Annotated in this window: 15 protein-coding genes; 3 read left to right on the top strand and 12 right to left on the bottom strand. The window is 71.4% G+C overall.

Features of this window, described 5'->3' with window-relative positions:
• Positions 1-73 precede the first annotated feature (73 nt).
• Genes ACFPIJ_RS49130 through ACFPIJ_RS49100 form a run of 7 tightly spaced genes read right to left on the bottom strand, consistent with a single transcriptional unit; the run spans position 74 to position 7,020 of the window.
• On the bottom strand, positions 74-1,657 hold the full coding sequence (locus tag ACFPIJ_RS49130) for a methyl-accepting chemotaxis protein (RefSeq protein WP_380126410.1): 1,584 nt from the start codon (positions 1,655-1,657) through the stop codon (positions 74-76).
• A gap of 58 nt (positions 1,658-1,715) precedes the next feature.
• Positions 1,716-2,231 carry a NuoI/complex I 23 kDa subunit family protein gene (locus tag ACFPIJ_RS49125; protein WP_380126409.1) on the bottom strand — a complete coding sequence of 172 codons (516 nt, stop codon included), beginning with the start codon at positions 2,229-2,231 and terminating at the stop codon, positions 1,716-1,718.
• A 12-nt stretch (positions 2,232-2,243) separates the two neighbouring features.
• A complete protein-coding gene (gene nuoH / locus ACFPIJ_RS49120; protein WP_380126408.1) occupies positions 2,244-3,203 on the bottom strand; it encodes an NADH-quinone oxidoreductase subunit NuoH in 960 nt (319 codons plus the stop codon).
• Positions 3,203-3,769: an NADH-quinone oxidoreductase subunit C gene (locus ACFPIJ_RS49115; protein WP_380126407.1), complete on the bottom strand. Its 567-nt coding sequence runs from the start codon at positions 3,767-3,769 to the stop codon at positions 3,203-3,205. The genes nuoH and ACFPIJ_RS49115 overlap by 1 nt, the downstream gene beginning before the upstream one ends.
• A gap of 1 nt (position 3,770) precedes the next feature.
• Positions 3,771-4,283 (bottom strand): NADH-quinone oxidoreductase subunit B, encoded by a 513-nt coding sequence (locus tag ACFPIJ_RS49110; RefSeq protein WP_203845048.1) that lies wholly within the window; start codon positions 4,281-4,283, stop codon positions 3,771-3,773.
• A 5-nt stretch (positions 4,284-4,288) separates the two neighbouring features.
• Positions 4,289-5,686 (bottom strand): pyridoxal phosphate-dependent decarboxylase family protein, encoded by a 1,398-nt coding sequence (locus tag ACFPIJ_RS49105; protein ID WP_380126406.1) that lies wholly within the window; start codon positions 5,684-5,686, stop codon positions 4,289-4,291.
• Positions 5,683-7,020 (bottom strand): MFS transporter, encoded by a 1,338-nt coding sequence (locus ACFPIJ_RS49100; RefSeq protein ID WP_380126405.1) that lies wholly within the window; start codon positions 7,018-7,020, stop codon positions 5,683-5,685. The genes ACFPIJ_RS49105 and ACFPIJ_RS49100 overlap by 4 nt, the downstream gene beginning before the upstream one ends.
• Before the next feature lie 137 nt (positions 7,021-7,157).
• Here ACFPIJ_RS49100 and ACFPIJ_RS49095 point away from each other — a divergent pair, with 137 nt between their 5' ends.
• The gene (locus ACFPIJ_RS49095) at positions 7,158-8,495 is read left to right on the top strand and encodes a gamma-glutamyltransferase (RefSeq protein WP_380126404.1); all 1,338 of its coding nucleotides are present in this window, start codon (positions 7,158-7,160) and stop codon (positions 8,493-8,495) included.
• A gap of 43 nt (positions 8,496-8,538) precedes the next feature.
• Here ACFPIJ_RS49095 and proB read toward each other — a convergent pair whose 3' ends face one another.
• Complete coding sequence (gene proB / locus ACFPIJ_RS49090) at positions 8,539-9,639, bottom strand: glutamate 5-kinase (RefSeq protein ID WP_380126403.1); 1,101 nt, start codon at positions 9,637-9,639, stop codon at positions 8,539-8,541.
• Positions 9,640-9,691: 52 nt separating this feature from the next.
• On the opposite strand from proB, the gene ACFPIJ_RS49085 reads away from it, so the two are divergent.
• Positions 9,692-10,027 (top strand): MGMT family protein, encoded by a 336-nt coding sequence (locus tag ACFPIJ_RS49085; protein ID WP_380126402.1) that lies wholly within the window; start codon positions 9,692-9,694, stop codon positions 10,025-10,027.
• A gap of 655 nt (positions 10,028-10,682) precedes the next feature.
• Here ACFPIJ_RS49085 and ACFPIJ_RS49080 read toward each other — a convergent pair.
• The 3 genes from ACFPIJ_RS49080 to ACFPIJ_RS49070 form a co-directional block, all read right to left on the bottom strand.
• Positions 10,683-12,773 (bottom strand): RecQ family ATP-dependent DNA helicase, encoded by a 2,091-nt coding sequence (locus ACFPIJ_RS49080; protein ID WP_380126401.1) that lies wholly within the window; start codon positions 12,771-12,773, stop codon positions 10,683-10,685.
• 32 nt (positions 12,774-12,805) lie between these two features.
• Positions 12,806-16,432 (bottom strand): PQQ-dependent sugar dehydrogenase, encoded by a 3,627-nt coding sequence (locus tag ACFPIJ_RS49075; protein ID WP_380126400.1) that lies wholly within the window; start codon positions 16,430-16,432, stop codon positions 12,806-12,808.
• A 235-nt stretch (positions 16,433-16,667) separates the two neighbouring features.
• Positions 16,668-17,576, bottom strand: coding sequence for a C40 family peptidase (locus ACFPIJ_RS49070; protein WP_380126399.1), 909 nt, complete (start codon positions 17,574-17,576; stop codon positions 16,668-16,670).
• Positions 17,577-17,725: 149 nt separating this feature from the next.
• Between ACFPIJ_RS49070 and ACFPIJ_RS49065 the strand changes: the two genes are divergently transcribed.
• Positions 17,726-18,580, top strand: a complete 855-nt coding sequence (locus tag ACFPIJ_RS49065) for a hypothetical protein (RefSeq protein ID WP_380126398.1) — start codon at positions 17,726-17,728, stop codon at positions 18,578-18,580.
• 196 nt (positions 18,581-18,776) lie between these two features.
• On the opposite strand, the gene ACFPIJ_RS49060 is transcribed toward ACFPIJ_RS49065, so the two are convergent.
• Positions 18,777-20,495 (bottom strand): DEAD/DEAH box helicase, encoded by a 1,719-nt coding sequence (locus ACFPIJ_RS49060; protein ID WP_380126397.1) that lies wholly within the window; start codon positions 20,493-20,495, stop codon positions 18,777-18,779.
• Between the last annotated feature and the right edge of the window lie 186 nt (positions 20,496-20,681).

Here is a 20,681-nt window from a genome sequence, read left to right as displayed (position 1 = left end):
TGGCGGACATCCTGCCATCAGGGTCCGACAGGAATCGACCGCCGGGCGGCAAATGAGGAACAAAAGAAGGGGACTACGCGCGGAAGCGCGCCACGACCCGGCTCAACTCCTGCGACATCCCGGCCAGCTCCGCCGCCGCCGACTCCGTCTCCTGCACCCCGACACTCGTGGACTGCGCCGCCCGCGCCACCCGGTCGATACTGGACGCGATCTCGGTGCTCCCGTTTGCCGCGTTCGCCGCGTTGCGCCCCATCTCGTTCGTGGTCGCGGTCTGCTCCTCCACCGCGGAGGCGATCGTCGTCTGGTATCCGTTGACGCTCTCGATGACGTCGCTGATGCGGCTGATCGCGGCCACGGCGCTCGCCGCGTCGGCCTGGATCGCCGAGATCCGCTGGCTGATGTCCTCGGTCGCCTTCGCCGTCTCCTGCGCGAGGTCCTTCACCTCGTTCGCGACGACGGCGAAGCCCTTGCCGGCCTCGCCGGCGCGGGCGGCCTCGATCGTCGCGTTCAACGCAAGCAGGTTGGTCTGCGCGGCGATGCCGGTGATCACGTTGATGACGTTGCCGATCTCGGCGCTGGACTCGCCCAGCTTCGCCATCGTGCGGGTCGTCTCGTTGGCGGCCTCCATGGCCTCGTTCGCCACCCGCACCGCTTCCGTGGCGTTCTGTGCGATCTCCCGGATGCTCTCGTTCATCTCGTCGGTGCCGACGGCGACGGTCTGCACGTTGCGGGACACCTCGCCGGCCGCGCCGCTGACGGCGGTGGCCTGCTCGGCGGCGTCGTCGACGCCCGAGGCGATGGTGCGGGCCACGCCGGTGAGCCGGGTCGAGGAGCTGGCCAGGGAGGTCGCCGAGGTGCCGACGAGGCGCACCATCTCGGCGATCCGGTCGAGGCTCTCGTTGAGCGCCCGGCCCATCTGGCCGACCTCGTCGCCGCTGGTCACGTCCATGCGTGAGGTCAGGTCACCGCCGGCGACCTCGTCCAGGACGGACTTGGCGCGGCGCACCGAGCGCACGATCGACCGGGCGACGAGCCCGGCGAGCCCCATCGACAGGATGATGCCGAGCACCAGCATGACGATCAGGCTGGTGCGGGCGGCGTCGTAGGTGTCGCCGGCGTCGTTGGAGATCTGTTTCGCGTTGGCCTGCTCGATGTCGGCGATCTTGCTGCCGACGTTCTGCTGCGCCTCCAGGATCGCGCCCATCTCCGGGTTGAAGAGGGCCTGCATGGCGGCGGGCAGGTTGCCCTGGCGGGCGGCGGTCAGGACCTGCTCGTCGCGGATCTTGCGGACGGTGGCCATCTGCCGGACGAGTTCGTCGGCGAGCTTCTTGCCCTCGGCGGTGTGCCGGCTGCCGAGGTAGGCGGCGTACGCCGCGTCGAAGCTCGCGTCGACGGGCTTGATGTACCCGGTGACGATCTGCTCCAGGTTCGCCGCCGGGCTCATGGCGGCGGCGTACATGAGCAGCTGCGTCTCGGTCCAGTGGTTCTGCATCTTCTGCGCGTTGTACCCCGGCGCGCCGGCCGTGGCGTAGACGTCGTTGGTGTGCTGGTTGAGCACCCTCAGCCGGGTGATGCCATAGACGCCGACCACCACCGTCACCACCGAGACGAGCAGAAAGCCGATGAAGAGCTTCTGCGAGATTCCCAGCCGGGACATGCCGCCACCTCCGAGCAGTCGGCCGCGACCAGCGGGCGCGACTCACCACTCGAATCGGTCAGACCGCGCTCTGACCTGAGCGTTTTGCGGCGGCGGTCTGCTCTTTGGCCGGTTCACCCCGATGGTCGTGCGCGGGCGGCGCGGGGACGGTGGCGACCCACTCCTCGAGCCGCTCCTTCTCGTGCAGCAGGTCACGGATGTCGTGTTCGGCGTACTCGAACTCCGGCGTCCAGTGCAGCGCGTCGAAGGGGCACACCTCGATGCAGATCCCGCAGTACATGCAGAGCGAGAAGTCGATCGCGAACCGGTCGAGCACGTTGCGCTGCCGGGCCCGCGCCGCGCCGGGGACGACGACCTCCTCCTTGTGGGAGTCGATGTAGATGCACCAGTCGGGGCACTCCCGGGCGCACAGCATGCAGACCGTGCAGTTCTCCTCGATGAGCGCGATGACGCCGCGGGTGCGCGGCGGCAGGTCCGGCTCGACGTCGGGATACTGCTGGGTGGTGGAGCGGTTGGTCAGCGTGCCGAGCGTTACGGCGAGGCCCTTGACGAGCCCTTTACCGGGGATTTCCACCGAACACCCTCCTCATGTCAGAACCTTCACCGCGGCGGTCAGGACGAGCTGCAACAACGCGAGCGGGACGAGGACCAGCCAGCAGAGCCGTTGCAACTGGTCCTCGCGCAGGCGGGGATACGCGACCCGCAGCCAGATCACCACGAACGCGACGGCGAAGACCTTCACCAGCGTCCACAGCCAGCCGAGCTGATCGTCGAACGGGCCCTTCCAGCCGCCGAGGAACAGCACGGTGGTGAGGGCGGCGATGACGACGATGCCGACGTATTCGGCCAGCAGGAAGAACGCGAAGCGCAGGCCCGTGTATTCGGTCAGGTAGCCGAAGACCAGCTCCGAGTCGGCGATCGGCATGTCGAACGGCGGGCGGCGGATCTCGGCGAGCCCGGCGGTGAAGAAGATGAGCATCGCCGGCAGCTGCCACAGCAGCCACCAGGGGCGCCACGCCTCGACGATGCCGGACAGCGACAGCGTGCCGGCGGCCATCGCCACCGACGCCGCCGACAGCACGAAGGGCAGCTCGTAGCCGAGCAGCTGCGCGGCCGCCCGCAGCCCGCCGAGCAGCGAATACTTGTTGGCCGACGACCAGGCGGCCATGAGCACGGCGATCACGCCGATGCCGACGACCGCGAGGACGAAGAACAGCCCGACGTCGAGCGGCTGGGCGACCAGGCCGTGCGGCCCGAGGGGAATGACCAGCAGGACGGCCAGATACGGCAGGAGCGCCACGACCGGAGCGAGCCGGAAGACCTGCCGGTCGGCGGCGCGCGGGGTGATGTCCTCCTTCTGCACGAACTTGACCCCGTCGGCGACCAGCTGGGCCCAGCCGTGGAAGGCGCCGGCATACATGGGGCCGAGGCGGCCCTGCATGTGCGCCATCACCTTGTGCTCGGCCTGACCGACGATGAGCGGCAGGGTGAGGAACGCGCCGACGACGACGAGCACCCGCAGCGCCAGCTCCAACCAGATCGGCATCAGACCCGGCCTCCCGGCCATTCGCTCGGATCGGGTACCCCCGGCGGCCGCATGGGGGCGCGCTTGCTCACGGTGTGCTCGCTCTCGCCGGGCTCCTTCGCCCCCGGCCACGGCTTCGCGACCCGGGAGGCAAGAACGAACTCCTTGCGCAACGGATGGCCCTCGAACTCCGGCGGGAGCAGCAGCGGCGTCAGCGCGTCGTTACCGGTGAAGTCGATGCCGAACATCTCGTGCGTCTCACGCTCGTGCCAGGCGGCGCCCGGATACACCGGAACGACCGTGGACACCGCCGGCGAAAGCCGCGGCAACGACACCCGCAGCAGCAACCCGTGCAGCAACGACGTCGAGTAGACGTGGGCGATCACGGTGAAGCCGTCGGGCAGCTCGTCGACGGCTGACAGCCAGTCGAAGAAGTCGCAGGCAAGGTCATCACGGGCGGTCAGCAACGCGTCGTGCCACGACGAGAGCGGCACGTCGACCGTCGGCCGGGCGAAGCGGCCGCCGCCGGCGGACTCGCCGACGGTGGCGCCGTCGCCGAACAGCGCGCCGAGCTCCTCAAGCTCCACGTCAGGGCCTCCGCACCGGCGGGGCGGTCAGCGCCTTGACGTCGGTGCGGTTGACCCCGCCGAGGCCGGACTGCTCCCCCGCGATCTTGTCCTGGAGTTTCATGATGCCGTGCAGCAGCGCCTCGGGCCGCGGTGGGCAGCCGGGGATGTAGACGTCGACCGGGATGAGCTGGTCGACGCCCTTGGTCACCGAGTACGAGTCCCAGTAGGGCCCGCCGCAGTTGCTGCACGCACCGAAGCTGATCACGTACTTCGGCTCGGGCATCTGGTCATAGAGCCGCTTGACCGCGGGCGCCATCTTGTCGGTGACGGTGCCGGAGACGACCATGAGGTCGGCCTGGCGCGGCCCGTGGGCGAACGGGATGACGCCGAGGCGCATGAAGTCGTGCCGCCCCATGGACGTGGCGATGAACTCGATCGCGCAGCAGGCGAGACCGAAGTTGAACACCCACAACGAATAGCGGCGTCCCCAGTTGAGCACGAACTTGATCGGGTCGCCCACGACACTCCCCATATGCGTCAGCCTACGCTTGTCGGCCGCTGCAACAGACTGAGGAATGCCACCAGTAACTGCTCGCGCACGGCAGGTGGCGCCGCGTTCAACAGGGTGTTGATCACCGCCATGCGGGCGGGCAGCACTGACGAACCGGACCCGACGCCGAGCGCCGCAGCCAGCGACGAGACGTCCCCGACCAGCGAGAAGATGTCGGCCGGCAGTTCAACCGGACCATGCGCACGGGCAGCGGCCACCGACGCGGCCAGGTCGGCGGCGAACTCGGAGACCCGGGGCTCGACGGCTGCCGTCACGGTCAGGTGCACCGACGGCGCGATGTCCCCGTGCTGGAACTGCGGCTGCGTGTGCCACCCGCGGGCCGTCAGCTCGTCGGCCAGCACGAACAGGTCGACGTCAGCGGACTGGAACGCCACGACCGTCGACTCGACCGGCAGCAGCACGAGACCGTCGACGGCCGAGACCGCGGCCGCGAGGCCACGCACCGCGGCGCGGGTCGTCGAGGCCAGAGCCAGGTAGCCGTCGTCACCGAGGTGCCGCAGCGTCGCCCAGGCCGCCGCGATCGGCCCGCCGGAGCGGGTGGAGGAGATGACGGGATTGACCATCGTGTACCCGGGCCAGTCGGCGTAGCCGAAGTACTGCGGCAGCCGCAGCGCCTCGTCGCGGTGCAGCAGGACGGAGACGCCCTTCGGCGCGTACGCGTACTTGTGCAGGTCGACGGAGATGCTGGTGACCCCGGGGACGGACAGGTCGAACGCCGGGACCGGCTCGCCGAGGCGGCGCAGGAACGGCAGCGTCCACCCACCGAAGCAGGCGTCGACGTGGCAGCGGACCCCGGCAGCGAGCGCCGCCGCCGCGATCGGCTCGACGGGGTCGATGAGGCCGTGCGCGTAGGACGGCGCCGAACAGGCCACCAGGACCGTGGACGGCCCGATCGCGGCGGCGACCTCGGCAGGATCGACCCGGAGGTCGGCGCCCACCGGCACCACATCCAAAGCGACACGCAGGTAGGACGCGGCCTTCGCAAGCGCCGCGTGCGCGGTCACCGGCATCACCAGGCGAGGCTCGGCGATGTGCGGGGCGCCGTCGCGGGCCGCCTTCACGGCGAGGATCAGCGACTCGGTGCCACCGCTGGTGACGCTGCCGACCGTGTCCGGTCCGCCGCCCAGGACGGCCGCGGCCATGCCGACGAGGTCGTTCTCCATCCGCAGCAGCGACGGGAACGCGGTCGGGTCGAGGCCGTTGACGTGCGCCGAGGACGCGTACGCCGCCGCCGCGAGCTCGTCGAGGCCGGGCACGGCGGGGTCGTAGACGTAGGCGAACAACCGTCCGCCGTGCGTCGGCAGGTCCCCTTTCCGCAGCTCGGCGAGCTCGGCCAGGACCTGCTCCGCCGGAATGCCTTTCACGAAACCCCCTCGGTGAGACGCCGCTCGTCCAGGTCGTAGCCTCGCAGACCGATGAGCGCCGATGCGACCACGAGGGCGGGCACGAGGGTGAACCCGATGAGGACGCCGATCTTGGCGGTGCCGGACTGGGCCGCGGCCTCGCCGGAGGAGCTGGACACGTAGCCGAAGATCGCCAGGAGCACCGCGAAGACGCCGGGGCCGAGCGCCAGGCCGAACGTCTCGCCCGCCGTCCACAGCCCGGTGAAGACGCCCGCCTGGCGGCGGCCGGTGCGCTGGGCGTCGAAGGCGATGCAGTCCGGCAGCATGGCCAGGCCGAAGACCTGCTGGCCGGCGTACCCGCTGCCGACGAGCCCGGTCAGGACGTAGACGACGGCGGCCGGCAGGAACGGGGCGAGGGCCAGCGCCGCGGCGGCGGCCGCGAACAGCACCGACGCGTACACGTAGGCGCGCAACTTGCCGACCCGCCGGCCGACCCGGGTCCACAGCGGCATGACCAGCAGCGCCGGGCCGACGAAGCACGCGAACAGCAGCGTCGCGCCGGTGTCCGGGGACTCGAGGATCTGGGTGGCGAAGTAGCTGACCCCGGCCAGCATGGTGGCGATGCCCGCGGCCTGCACGATCCAGCAGATCAGCAGCAGCCGGAACGGCCGGTTGGCCCGCACGACCCGCAGCTGCGCGGCGAAGGACGGCTCGCTCGGCAGGACCTTGCCGACCGGTGCGCTGCGGGTGCCGAAGAACGAGCCGAACGTGCCGACGAGGATCAGCACGGCGACGAAGACGCCCATCGCGCGGTGCCCGGGAATGCCGCCGCCGAACTGCTTCGTCACCATCGGCGACAGCGCCCCGGACACCAGGATGGCGACCGCGAGGATCGCGACCCGCCAGCTCATCAGCCGGGTCCGCTCGGCGTAGTCGTCGGTCATCTCGGCCGGCATCGCCACGTAGGGCACCTGGTAGAACGCGAACGCGGTCGCCGCGAGCAGGAACATCACCGCTGCGTAAGCGGCATTGCGCTCAAACGGCGCGGCGAAGATCCCGGCGAACAGCACCGCGAGCGCAAGGCCGCCGAAGAGCAGAAACGGCCGCCTGGCCCCCATCGAGGTGCGGGTACGATCGGAGATCCGCCCGGCAACCGGGTTGATCAGCACGTCCCACGCCTTCGGCGCCAGCACCAGGAGCCCGGCGATCCCGGCAGCGACGCCGAGTGTGTCCGTCAGGTATGGCAGCAGGAGCAGGCCAGGCACTGTGCCGAAGGCGCCGGTGACCAGCGAACCGAGCGCATAGCCCGCCCGCACACGTCCCGGCAGGACCTGGGTTTGCACGACTGGGGCCATGGTCCACGAATGCTAGCGATCACTGTCTCGGAAAGGAACCTCCGCTGTCGACCGCCCTGCTGCAGGCTCACTCGCGCTCCCGGTCAACGGTCCCGGCCGGGGTCGCCGCCGGGCACCCCGCCACGACCGAGGTCGGGTTGCGGGTCCTTGCGGCCGGAGGGTCCGCGGCCGACGCCGCCGTGGCCGCGATGCTCGCCGGTTGCGCCGCGGAGAGCGTCCTGACCGGTCTGGCCGGCGGCGGGTTCGCCACCTACTTCGACGCCGCCACCGGCGCCACCACGTGCCTCGACTTCTTCTGCGCCGTCCCCGGCCTGGGCAGCACCACCCCCGCGGCGCCGATGGTTCCGATCAAGATCTCGTTCGGCGGTGTTCCGCAGCGGTACGAGATCGGCGCGTCGAGCGTAGGGGTGCCCGGCGTCCCGGCCGGGGCCGGTGAGATCCACCGCCGGTGGGGCCGCCTGTCGTGGCAGCGGGTCGTCGCCCCCGCGCTGAACCTGGCCCGCAGCGGCGTCCTGCTGCCGGGGCCGCACGCGCGCACCCTCGTGTCGCTGGCGCCGGCGATGCTGCCCGGGTTCGGGTCGGCGGTGTACGCACCGGAGGGCCGCCTCCTGGAGGGCGGCGAGCTGCTGCATCACCCCGGGTTGGACGCCGCGTTCGGGATCCTGTCAGCGGAGGGCCCGGCCGCCTTCTACACCGGGCGGGTGGGTCAGCTGATGCTCTCGCAGGTCCGGGCGGGCGGTGGGGTACTGAACGCGCGGGACCTTGCCTCATACCGGGTGCTGCAGGTGCCGGTGACCGCCGCCCCGTTCGGACCGTATCGGGTGCTTGCGCGAACGGACCTGAACGAAACAATTCGAACAATTGCCGCGCTGCCAGTCGGGTTCGCTCCGCTGGACCTGGCCGACGCGCTCCTGGTGTACGGCTCACAACGCCTCGGTGACACCACGAACATCTCGGTCGTCGACGAGTCCGGCAACGCCTGCGTGATCACCATGACGCTGGGTATCGGCGCCGGCGTGTGGCTGCCCGGCCTCGGCGTCCACCTGAACTCGATGCTCGGCGAGGGCGACCTCATCCGGCCGGGCACATTGCCGGGCGAGCGGATGGCGTCGTGCATGTGCCCGACCGTCGTCCTGGATCCCACCGGCCGTCTCGTCATGGCGATCGGCTCCGCCGGCGCGACCCGAATCCGGACCGCGCTGATCCAGACGCTCACCAACGTCCTGGTCCACGGCGACGACATCACGACCGCGATCCGGCGCCCCCGCTTCCACCCGGTGTCGGTGGACGGCGGGCGCCTGGTGCACGTGGAGCCCGGCGCCGACCCGGCACCGTTCGCCGCCGCCGGCTATTCGGTGCAGCAGTGGGATCGCCTCGACCACTACTTCGGCGGCGTGAGCGCGGTCGGGCTGGCCGGCGCGGGCGGCGATCCACGCCGCGGCGGCGTGGGTCGCCTGTTGTCACAACAGGACTAGCCTTTTTCTCACTGCTGGCCTTTTCTCACAGCCGGCCTTCTGCTCAGAGCAGGACCAGGTCGTCGCGGTGGACGACCTCCCGCTCGTATGCGGGGCCCAGCGCCTTGGCCAGCTCCCCCGTCGACCGGCCCAGCAGCGGCGGCAGCTCCGTGGCGTCGTAGTTGACGAGCCCCCGCGCCACCGGCACGCCGCCGACGTCGACCAGGTCCACCGGATCCCCTGCGGCGAACCGCCCGTCGACCGCCGTGATCCCGGCCGGCAGCAGCGACGCGTGCCGCTGGATGACGGCCTGCACCGCCCCGGCGTCCAGGTGCAGCCGGCCGCGCGGGCTGGTCGCGTGCGCGAGCCAGAACAGCCGCGCCTGCGGCCGCTCCCGCTGCCGGTGGAACAGCGTGCCGACCGGCTCGCCGGCCAGGGCGGCCTTCGCGTTGGGTGCTGACGTCAGCACCACCGGGATGCCGCTGGTCGTCGCGATCCTGGCCGCCTCGACCTTCGTCACCATCCCACCGGTGCCGACGCCGGCCTTGCCGGGCCGTTTGACGTTGATGTGCCGCAGGTCGTCCGGCGACCGCACGTCCGTCACCGCGGTCGAGGTCGGCAGCGAGGGATCGCCGGTGTACAGGCCGTCGACGTCCGACAGCAGCACCAGCAGGTCGGCGTGCACCAGCGAGGCGACCAGCGCCGCCAGCCGGTCGTTGTCACCGAACCGGATCTCCTCCGTGGCGACGGTGTCGTTCTCGTTGACGACCGGGATGGCCCGCAGGTCCAGCAGCCGCCGCAGGGTCCGGTACGCATTGCGGTAGTGCACCCGCCGCGTCACGTCGTCGACGGTCAGCAGCACCTGCCCCACCACCCGCTGGTGCTGTGCGAACGCGTCGTTGTACGCCCGCATGAGCAGCCCCTGCCCGACACTCGCCGCGGCCTGCTGCGTCGCGAGATCCCGCGGCCGCCGCGACAACCCCAGCGGCGCCAGCCCCGCCGCGATCGCCCCCGACGACACGAGCACGACCTCCGCGGAGCATCTGGCGAGCGCATCGACGAGCGCATCGACCCGCTGCGCATCGAGCCCGCCGGCCGCGGTGGTCAACGACGACGACCCGACCTTGACCACGATCCGTCGAGCCTCGGTGACCTGTTCCCGCACGCCGCCTATCTTGCCGCGTCGCCACCGTCCGCTCGCGGTAGGTTCCCATATCGTGGCCGACGACGACTATGCCGAACTGGTCCTCACCGTGGTGGAACGCATCCCTCCGGGGCGCGTCATGTCCTACGGCGCGATCGCGGAGTACCTGGGCCGCGGCGGCCCCCGCCAGGTGGGAGCGGTGATGTCCCACTACGGCGGCGGCGTCCCCTGGCACCGCGTCGTGGCCGCCAACGGCCGCCTGGTCCCAGGCCACGAGCAGGAAGCCTTGCGCCGCCACAGGCTGGAGGGCACTCCGCTCAAGTCGGATAAAGTAGACATGCGCAGAGCGGCCTGGTGGCCCGAGGACGACCCCACCCCTCTCGACCCGTCTGACGCGCGGTTGCCCTGATCGTGCCGGCGACCGGGGCCAATCAGCCCGAGCCGCCGCGTTTCCGCTCCAGCACCGGATCTCCCCGGGAATCCTCCGGCTTGTGGGGAACCCGGCAACGACGCCGCGTGCCCGCCGCCCAATCCGGCACTGCCGATGCTCGGATCAGCCTCGCTGCCCCAGGAGATCTCCCCGGTGATCGAAGTCGCTGGCCGTCCGCGACTTCGATCAACGACACGGGGACACGGCACCAGAACAGGCCCGACGAAAAGGGACGCAACGCCACCCCTGGCGGCGTCCGGAGCGGGGCGGCGAGGCACGCGACCGCCGATCACCCGGATCACCGCCGCCGACCACAACCCCGCGGCCCGCCAACCGAGGAGGGCAACACGCGGCGCGGTTCGTGATCACGGAAGTCGAGCAACTGGGCCGACAACCAGCCACACGATCGACAAGCCGCAGGCAAGCGAGGCGAGTGGCAACGGCGGCGAACGGGGCGAACGCGAGCGGCAGGCGAAACACGCGGGCCGCCGAACGACACCCGCGACCGACAGGCGGCCAGCGGACAACACCGGCGGCACGGCGGAACGGCAGACAGGGCGAAACGGCAGACAGGGCGGGACAGCAGGCAGGGTGGGACAGCAGGCAGGGCGAAGAAGTGACCGCCCGGGCCGGGTCAGGCTGACAGCGCCAATGCGAACGGCAGCACCCCCGAAGCGCCCGCGCGCCGCAGCAGCCGTGCGGCGATCGCCATGGTCCACCCGCTGTCCACCAGGTCGTCGACGAGGAGGACGGGGCCGGTCAGGGTCGGGAGCTGGGCCGCGAGCGCCGGCGGGACCGTGAAGGCGTCGTGCAGGGCCCGGACCCGCTGGGCGCTGTTGGTGCGCGAGGCGGCGTCCGCGGCGTGGGTGGGCTCGATGGCGCCGAGCAGGGGCAAGCGGCCGACCTCGGCGATGCGGGTGCCGAGGGAGTGCAGGAGGGTGGGGGTGCTCTGGGAGCCGAGGATGACGACGCCGGATGGGCGGGTTGGCCAGGGGTCGTCGCCCTTCGCCCATTCGGTGAGGGTGGCCACGACGCCGGTGAAGATGTCGTCGGGGAGCGGTGCGTCGGGGGCGGCGAGGAGCTTGCGGAGCTTGTCGCCCCAGCCGAGGTCGCTGAGGCGGCCGATGGCGCGGCCGGGGAGGGTCTGCTCGGCGGGCGAGATCTTGCCGGTGAGCGGGATGCCGATGGCGGGGAGGCCGGTGGGCCACATCTTGCGTGGGGTGATCTCGACGCCGGTGCGGCCGAGGTGGGAGCGGGCCGAGGCGAGGGCGGCCGGCGAGACGGCCTCGGGATACCAGGTGCTGGCGCAGTTGTCGCAGCGTCCGCAGGGAGCGGCGCCAGGGTCGTCGAGGGTCCGGCGCAGGAACTCGAGGCGGCACGTCGTCAGACCCGCGTATTCGCGCATCGAGTCCTGCTCGGCGGCGCGGGCGGCGGCGATGCGGTCATAGCGCTCGGTGTCGTGGCGCCACGGCACGCCGGTGGACTCCCAGCCGCCGCGGACGCGATGGACGGCGCCGTCGACGTCGAGGACCTTGAGCATCAGCTCGAGCCGGGTGCGGCGCAGCTCGACGCGGGTCTCGAGGGTGGCGGTGGACAGTGGGCGGTCGGACGAGGCGAGGGTGTCGAGGACGGCGCGGACCTGCGGCTCGGGCGGGAAGGCCAGGGACGCGAAGTAGCGCCAGATGGCGAGGTCCTCGGTGCCGGGCAGGAGCAGCACGTCGGCCTTCTCCACGGCCCGGCCGGCGCGGCCGACCTGCTGGTAATAGGCGATCGGGGAGGACGGCGCGCCGAGGTGGACGACGAAGCCGAGGTCGGGCTTGTCGAAGCCCATGCCGAGCGCGGACGTGGCGACGAGGGCCTTGATCCGGTTGGCGAGGAGGTCGTCCTCCGCGGCGAGGCGGTCGGCGCCCTCGCTCTGGCCGGTGTAGGCGGCGACCTCGTAGCCGCAGGCGCGCAGGTAGGCCGCGGTCTCGTGGGCGGCGGCGACGGTCAGCGTGTAGATGATCCCGGAGCCGGTGAACGTGCCGAGGTGCTCGCCGAGCCAGGCCAGCCGGTGCGGGGCCGACGGCAGGGTCAGCGAGCCGAGGCGCAGCGACTCCCGGTCCAGGGACCCGCGCAGGACGAGGGCGTCGCCGAGCTGCTCGGCGACGTCAGCGGTGACGCGGGCGTTCGCGGTGGCGGTGGTCGCGAGGACGGGGGTGTCGGGGGCGAGGTCGAGCAGGAGGGTGCGCAGCCGCCGGTAGTCGGGGCGGAAGTCGTGGCCCCAGTCGGAGACGCAGTGCGCCTCGTCGACGACGAGCAGGCCGGTGGTCGCGGCGAGCTTGGGCAGCACGTTGTCGCGGAAGTCGGGGTTGTTGAGCCGCTCGGGCGAGACGAGCAGGACGTCGACGCCGCCGGCGGCGATCTCGGCGGTGATCTGGTCCCACTCCTCCAGGTTGGCGGAGTTGATCGTGCGGGCGGTGATGCCGGCGCGGGCGGCGGCATCGACCTGGTTGCGCATGAGGGCGAGCAGCGGCGACACGATGACCGTCGGGCCGGCGCCGCGGGCGCGCAGCAGCGCCGTGGCGATGAAGTAGACCGCGGACTTGCCCCAGCCGGTGCGCTGCACGCACAGCACCCGGCGGTGCTCGGCGACGAGCGCGGAGATGGCGGCCCACTGGTCCTCCCGCAGTTCGGCGGAAGGACCAGCGAGCTTCTTCAGAACAGCGGTTGCCTCGGTCAGCACCTCACGAACCTAGCAACCAGGTATGACACAAATCAGGGCGTGAACCGAACGGAGGTGCCGGAGACCAGCAGCGGCTGGTTGAACAGGTACTGCGCCGCCACCGTGCCGGCCGCGTTCTCGACCCCGACCGTGGCGCCGTTGCCCTTCTCCACGTCGTTGTCCAGCCCGGAGTAGTAACAGGTGATGACACCGTCAGGAGCGAACGCCACCGAGAACGTCACCCGGTTGTGCACCCCGTTGCCGTAGATGTACGGGTTACGCCACTCGATCACCACCGAGCCGTTGACCAGCGCCGTCCGTACCGACGCGGAACCGTCGACAACGAGGTCGTCCCAGAAGGCATAGACCGTCGCGTTCGGCGCCGCGGTCGACGGCAGCGCGGAGTGCTCCACGTAGGCGCCGCCCGGGTTGACGAACGAGACCTTGCCGTTGGTGTCGACCCAGGCGGTCGAATACGTGACGCCGTACAACGTCACCGGTGCCGGCAGCGTGACCTGCTGGATGTTGTCGTCCCCGGTGAGGGTGAGCACCGTCGCGTCGGCGGGGACGAGCGGCGCGGCGACCGTCGTGATCCCGTAGTTCCCGGCGGGCGGCGGCGGTGCCGGCAGCGTGAGGTTCACCGTCTCGGCGCCGTCGACGGTCACCGCGGCGGACGTCGACTGGCCGTTCGCGGTGGCGTTCACGGTGTATGACCCGAAAGCCACGTCGGAGAAGCTGTAGCCGCCCGAGGCGTTCGTGGTGGTCGTCACGCCGGCCGTGAGGGTCACGGTGGCCCCGGCGACGGCGCCACCACCCGCGACCGTCACCGTGCCGCTGACCGTCCCGGTGGACGGGGGCGGCGGCGGAGGCGGCGGGGTCGTCCCGCCGGGTGCGGTGAAGATGACCGCCCGGCCGGACTGGAGCTTCGGGGTGTTGACCGAGTAGGCGAGGCCCACCGAGCCGTCGGCGTTCTCGATGCCGACGGTCGCCGCGTTGCCCTTCTCGATGTCGCTGTCGAGGCTCGCGTAGTTGGTGATCACGTCGCCGTTCTCGGACAGGATCGCCTCGAACGTGATGCGCCGGCTGGTGCTGCCGTAGATGTAGCCGTTGCGCCACTCCACGACGAACTGCCGGTTGGGTGCGCTGCCGACCGTGGTCGTGCGCACCGACGCGCTGGAGTCCATGACGAGGTCGTCGTGGAAGGCGTAGACGGCCGCGTTGGCCAGCGCCGGGTTCGGCAGGGTCGTGTTGTCCCACTTGAACCCGTTGGGGTTGACCATGCTCACCAGGCCGTTCGTGTCGACCCAGGCGGTGGTGTACGTCTGGCCGTACAGCTTGACGGCGAACGGCAGCGTGATCTGCTGCACGGCGTCGTCGCCGGTCAGGGCCAGCACCGTCGTGTCGGCGTTGACGAACGCCCTGGTCGCGGTGGAGCAGACGTAGCCGAAGCTGTCGGAGCACGTGCCGCCGCCGGTCGCCGCGTAGGTGGCGGTGTAGGTCGCGGCCGTGGTCGGTGCGGTGATCATCTGCGTGGCGGCGCCGCCCTGGCTCCACGACCCGAACGTGTACTGGGTGCCGTTGAGCGTCTGCGGCGTCGGCGCGGACACGGTCTGCGTCGACTTCTGGATGACGGTCGAGGTGAACGGGGTGACCCCGGAGACCGAGCCGACGGTGATGCCGAGGCCGCTCGGGACCGAGTTGAACGTCATGGTCACGGTCTTCGGGTCCAGGCGCCGGCTGACCGTCGTGCTGAGCCCGCTGCTGTCCGTCGCGGTGAGCCGCAGCTCCACATAGGACGGGTACTCGTGGTCGGGCCCGATGAACGAGCCGGACGCGCCGTCGACCTCACTGATGTAGTGCTGGTGGCAGTTGTCGGGGGTGGCGCAGTGCTGCAGGATCAGCTGCCAGTGCAGGTTCGCCGCCGGGATCGTGCCGTCCTGGGCGTCGGTGGCGTGGCCGGTGAAGTTGACCGTGTCGTTCGTGGCCCAGGTGAACCCGGCCGCGGGCGTGTCGATCACCGGCACCGGCGCGTCGGAGCCGACGAGGATCTGCAGTGTCTTGGTGTCGGACAGCCCGCCCGCGTCCGTGACGCGCAGCTTGGCTGTGTAGTTCCCGGCGGTGGTGTACGTGTAGCTCGCCGTCGGGCCGGTCGCGTCGTAGGTGCCGTTGTTGGTGAAGTCCCACTGGTACGTGAGGACGTCACCGGCGTTCGGGTCGCTGGTGCCGGCGGAGTTGAACTGCACCGCCAGCGGCGGCGCACCGGAGGTCTGGTTGGCGCCGATCACGGCCGCCGGGGGCTGGTTGCCGGCGCTGTAGTTGATCCGCCGCACCGTGCCGCCGTCGATGTCGACGTAGTACAGGTCGCCGCCGGGGCCGATCTCCAGGTCGACGGGGCCGGCCGCGCCGGGTGCGAACGTCTGGATCTTGCTCGGGTCCGGGGTGCCGTTGGTCGGCAGCATCGCGTAGATGCACCGGCGGGCGTAGTCGCCCCAGAAGAGCGCGCCCTGGTACTGGGCGGGGTAGCTGCCGCCGGACGTCGGGTAGAACGCGACACCGGTCGGGCTGGAGCCGCCGGTCGGGCAGCCGTCGTTGTCGTTGACCTGCTGGTGGTGTCCGTACGTGTACACCGGCCCGGTCGCGATGTTGGTGTTGTACAGCGACGTGCACAGGCTCAGGTTCGCGTCACGGTAGCCGGGCTGCTGCGTGTTGCCCTCCATGCACGGCCAGCCGAAGTTGGTGACGGGCGTGGCCAGGGGGTTGGGCAGCCGGTTGATCTCCTCCCAGGTCCGCCAGCCGACGTCGCCGATCCAGATCTCGCTGGTGCCGGGCTTGAAGGTCCAGCGGAAGGGGTTGCGCAGGCCGTACGCCACGATCCGCCGCGCGTTGGGGTCGGTGGTCGCGTTGTAGAGCGGGTTGTCGGTCTTGGCCGCGCCGGTCACCGGGTCGACCCGGATGATGGTGCCGCTCAGCCCGGTCGGGTCGCTCAGCGTCCGCACGTCCTGGGAGCGCAGGGCGCCGCCCTCGGAGCTGGGCGGGCTCAGCGCCGCGCCGGCGCCGCCGGGCGGGTCGCCGCACGGGTTGACCGGGTTGCCCTGCTGGCCCCAGTCGGTGAAGACCGGGCTGGCGCCCTCGCCGCCGCTGACGTAGAGCGCGCCGTCGGGGCCGAACCGCACGTCGCCCATCGAGTGGGTCTCGAACTGCTGGCACCAGTCGTTGATGAGCACCTGTTCGGTGCCGGTCCACGTGTTGCCGCTCGCGGTGAGCTTCGACAGCCGCCCGCTGACGATGCACCCGGTGCCGGGGGTCGGGCAGGTGTCGCCGATGTCGAGGCCACCACCGATCGGGGTGGTCGCGGTGTACGTGACGTACACCGACGGGTTGGACGGGAAGTTCGGCGGCAGCGCCAGGCCGAGCAGGCCCTTGTCCTCGTTGTCGTGCACCCGGCTGCTGAGGTCGGCGAACAGGGTCGGCGTCGGGTCGGACAGGCTGTCGTAAACCTGGATCGTGCCGCCCTTCTCCGCGACGAAGACCCGGCCGTCGGGCGAGAACACCAGCTTGGTCGGGTGGTTCAGGCCGGACAGCACGATCTGTTCGGAGAAGCCGCTCGGCAGCGTCGTCGCCGCACCGGCCGCCTGTGGAACAGTGAAGGCCGCCGAGGCAGGGACGCAGAGCGCGAGCACGAGGCCCAGGGTTAAACGAGAGCGGCGACGACGCCTCATGGGAGCACTCCTGAATACGGACGCGCTAGGGGAACAGTCAGTAGATGTCCACTGTCTGGTCGATGCTGTCGCCAAGCCGACTGGCGCGCCTCGTCCATTAGGACACAAACATGACCGTCGTAGCCTGTCCGCACGGTGATGATCAGCAATTCGCGTTCAGACCATCACGTGCCGTGCCGACAGCTCCCCCACGGGCTCATGCAGCGGCGTAGTCCGGGCGGCCGTACCCCACGATCGGGGCGTAGTCGAGCAGCCGCATCGAGATGCGTTCGCCGGCCCGTGGCGCCTCGACCACGCGGCCGTCGCCGATGTACATGCCGACGTGACTGACGTCCTTGTAATAGAAGACGAGATCGCCCGGGCGCAGGTCTTCGCGCTTGATCGGGGTGACGGTCTTCTTCTGCCTGGCCGCGTTGTGCGGCAGGACCACGCCGGCCGCCTTCCACGCGGCCATCGTCAGCCCGGAGCAGTCGAACGTGTCGGGCCCGTCGGCGCCCCACCGGTACACCTTGCCGAGCTGGGAGAAGGCATAGCGCACCGCGCGACCCGCGGCGTCGTCGGTGAAGACCGGCACGTAACCGTCGTGCAGCGCACCGGAGGGGGACCGGGCGCCGCGCGCCGCCCGGTCCCCGCCGAGCCGCTTGATCTGCGCCTCGATCGTCGCCTTGCGCTGCCCGAGCTCCTGCTGCTGGGTGCGCTGCCGGATCTTCAGCCCGTCGAGCTCGTCGTGCTCCTTCGTCAGCGTGTCCCGGTCGGCCTTGAGCCGGCGCAGCGCGTCGGTGCGGCGGCGCTGCAGGTGGTCGAGCGTGGCCAGCTGGTCCATGAACGACGCGGGCGACGGCGCACTGATGAGCACCGCGGTGCTGGTGACGGCGCCGCTGCGGTAGAGCGCGGCGGCGACCTCGTCGGTGTCGCGCTGCGCGGCGTCGACCCGGGCCTGCAGCGGGCCGGTGCGGGCAGTCACCCGTTCGAGCTGGGCGTCGGTGGTGCGCAGGTCGTCCCGGACGGCGTTGAACCGTTCGATGACACCTTCGAGTTCCTGCCACGCGGTCGCCAGCTGGTGCTGCCGGTCGGTGACCGGGTCCGCGTGCCCGGCCCCGGGCACTGCAAGGACGCCGGCAACGAGTGCGGCGAGAACGGCGCAACATGAGTTCCGGATTGACCCCACGGTTCACTAACGCCACATTTTGGACAAAAGTCACCAAAAGTCCCCCGGTGGAGTGGTACGACCAGGCGACGGCTACGGTCTTGGGCATGAAGGGCCCGCTCGTTGCCGGTGGACTCGTGTTGGCGCTGCTCCTGGGCTTCGTGATCGCCAGGTCGACCGCTGACCCGGCGGCTCCCCCGGCCGCCACCGCCCCGACTGTCGTCCCGTCGCACTCGCACGGCGGCGCCGTCGCGGGCGACCTCGGCGGGCTGTCACTCAGCGCCGGCGGGTTCACCCTGGCCCCGTCGACCACGACGTTCGGCGCCGGAACGGGTCAGCAGTTCACGTTCCGCGTGCTCGGCCCGGACGGCAAGGCCGTCACCCGTTTCGTGCTCAACCACGAGAAGCTCATGCACCTGGTGGTCGCGCGGCACGACCTGTCCGGCTTCCAGCACCTGCACCCGCAGATGGCGCCGGACGGCACCTGGTCGGTGCCGCTGACGCTCCCGTCGCCCGGCATCTGGCGGATCTACACGGATTTCGTCACGTTCGACCCGGCGGGCGCGCAGGCGCCGATCACGCTCGCCGTCGACGCCACGGTCGCCGGGGACTACCGGCCGCTCACGCTGCCGGAGCCGGTGAGGACCGCCGAGACGAGCGGGATGACGGTGGCCCTGGAGGGCACGCCCGCGGTCAACGCCACCCAGCCGCTGTCACTGCGGGTCCTGGCGTCCGGCACGCCGGTGACCGACCTGGAGCGCTACCTCGGCGCATACGGCCACCTGGTCGTCCTGCGCGACGGCGACCTGGGCTACCTGCACGTCCACCCGGAGGACCAGCTGGTCGGCGGGGCGGTCAAGTTCTGGCTGTCGGCGCCCAGCGTCGGCCGCTACCGCCTGTACTTCGAGTTTCAGCGCGGTGGACAGGTCCACCGCGCTGAATTCACCGTCGACGTGCGCTGACTTGAGGCGCTTCTGGTAGGTGGGGTCGGTGCGAGGCGAGGTCCAGCGCCGGGCTGGGCGAGTCGCCGGGGCCGCGCCGGGCGCGCCCGGATACCGGTGTTGTATCCGGGTGTGACCGGCGTGGGTCCAGCGCCTGGGCTGGGCCGGGCGAGGCGTTGGGTCCGCCGCAGCCCGGCATCCACCTACCGAACACGCCTTAGTCTTCGGCCGGGGCCTCGGTGGCCTCGCCGGCGTCGCTGCCACCGCGGCCACGACCGCCCCGGCGGCGCCGGCGGGTGCGGGCGCGGGCCGTGCGGGCCTCGCCCTCCTCGCCGGCCTCGGCCGTGACGACCGGACCGCTGTCCACGGTCTCCAGGGCGTCCGCCCCCTCGACCCGGCGCCGGCGGTTGCGGGTGCGGGCCGGGCGCAGCTCGCCCTCACCGGCGATGCCGCCGTCGTCGACGGCCGCGCCATCGGCGGGCGCCAGCTCGGCCGGGTCGACCTCGCCGCGCCGGCGGCGGCGCCGCGGGCGGCGTGCCTCGCCGGTCGGGTCGGCGGCCGGCGACGGTGCCGGCTCACCGCGGCCGCGACCCCGCGGAGTGCGGCCACCCCGGCCACGCGGCTTGCCCTCGATGTCCTCGAGCTGCTCGGCGGCGAGGCCGGCCCGCTTGCGGTCGGCGGTCGGCAGGGACCCGGTGATGCCCTCGGGGATGCCGATGTCGGTCAGCAGGTGCGCGGAGGTGTGGTAGGTCTCCGGCGGCTCCGGCAGCTCCATGCCCAGCGTCTTGTCGATGATCCGCCAGCGGGGCATGTCCTCCCAGTCGACGAACGTCACCGCGACGCCCGTCGCGCCCGCGCGGCCGGTCCGGCCGATGCGGTGGGTGTAGGTGTCCGGGTCCTCCGGGCAGTCGTAGTTGATGACGTGCGTGACGCCGGAGACGTCCAGCCCGCGGGCCGCGACGTCGGTGGCGACCAGCACGTCGATCTTGCCGGCCCGGAACGCCCGCAGGGCCCGCTCCCGGGCACCCTGACCGAGGTCGCCGTGAACGGCGGCGGCGGCGAAGCCACGGAAGTCGAGGTCCTCGGCGACCCGGTCGGCGGCCCGCTTGGTCCGCGTGAAGATCATGGTCAGGCCGCGGTCGGTCGACTGCAGGATCCGCGCCACGATCTCGATCTTGTTCATCGGGTGCGTGCGGTAGATGACCTGCTTGGTCAGCGGGGACGCGCCGGTGCTGGCGTCGTGGTGCGCGTGGATCGTCATCGGGTGGCGCAGGAACCGCCGCGCCAGGGTCACGATCGGGTCGGGCATCGTCGCGGAGAACAGCATCGTCTGCCGGTCCTCCGGCAGCAGGGTCAGGATCCGCTCGACGTCGTCGAGGAACCCGAGGTCCAGCATGCGGTCGGCCTCGTCGAGCACCAGGGCCCGCACGGCGTGCAGGCGCAGGTGCTTGCTCTTGGCCATGTCCAGCAGCCGGCCCGGGGTGCCGACGACGATCTCGACGCCCTTCTGCAGGGCGTCGACCTGCGGCTCGTAGGCGACGCCGCCGTAGAGCGGGAGGACCCGGATGCCACGGGTCTTGCCGGCGGCGGCGATGTCGCGGGCCACCTGCAGGCCCAGCTCGCGGGTCGGGACCACGACGAGCGCTTGTGGCAGGCCGTCGGCGCCCTCGGCGGGGGCGGTGACCCGGTCCAGCAGCGGGACGCCGAAGCCCAGCGTCTTGCCGGTGCCGGTCGGCGCCTGGCCGATGAGGTCGGTGCCGCGCAGGGCGATCGGCACGGCGTATTCCTGGATGGCGAACGCGTGAATGATGCCGACGGCTTCGAGGGCGGCCACGGTCTCGGGCCGGGCGCCCAGGTCGGCGAAGGTGGGTGCGTCTGGGCGCACGGGTGCGCGCGGGGCCACTGCTTCGGCGGCCTCAGTGTTGTCGATCGTCATGTTGTGCTCAGGGTGTCTCTCTCGCGGGAGCGCCCCTGGTGAAGCCGGGTGCGCTCAAATGGGTAGGGCGCGGGCCACACGCAACCGAAATGATCAAGGTCGCGGGCTACAAGCGCCAGCGCCGGGACTAGGGTCCGTCCACGGCTATTGGAGCCATTGTACCGGCTTGCGGGCCATTCCGCGCAC

It is taken from the genome of Dactylosporangium cerinum, from assembly GCF_042653625.1.
Classification (GTDB): domain Bacteria; phylum Actinomycetota; class Actinomycetes; order Mycobacteriales; family Micromonosporaceae; genus Dactylosporangium; species Dactylosporangium cerinum.
Note: the sequence above shows the minus strand (reverse complement) of the source record. Positions and strands in the feature narration are given on the sequence as shown.